General features: G+C 58.9%; 1 protein-coding gene. It reads right to left on the reverse strand.

The annotated features are described in order from the left end of the window. Positions 1 to 45: 45 nt before the first annotated feature. Positions 46 to 387: DoxX family protein (locus OC610_RS28970; RefSeq protein WP_264433265.1), on the reverse strand; the 342-nt coding region annotated here is incomplete at its 5' end.

A 387-nucleotide genomic window follows, 5' to 3' on the forward strand; every position in this document is an offset into this window, starting at 1 on the left:
AAAAAAGGCCCGTACTGGACGGGCCTCGATGATTCAAGCAAGCGATCAGCCCGCGATGGAACGATCCACAGACAGCTTGCCTGCGCCTTCGATCAGCACCGCGACACTGCCCGCCAGCAAGGCCAAGGCAAACTCGTAACCGTTGTTGGCCATGAACAGACCATTACCGATGTGCACGGAGAAAATCGCAACCAGCGACAAGATTGCCAGCCCCAATGCCGCCGGGCGCACCAACAGACCGATGATCAAAGCCAGCCCGGCAAAGAACTCAGTGCCGCCAGCCAAGGTTGCCATCAGGTAACCCGGAGCCAGGCCAATGCTTTCCATCCATTGCGCCGTGCCCGCCAAACCGTAACCGCCAAACAGACCGAACAGCTTTTGCGAGCC

The organism is Pseudomonas agronomica, assembly GCF_025917275.1.
Lineage (GTDB): Bacteria > Pseudomonadota > Gammaproteobacteria > Pseudomonadales > Pseudomonadaceae > Aquipseudomonas > Aquipseudomonas agronomica.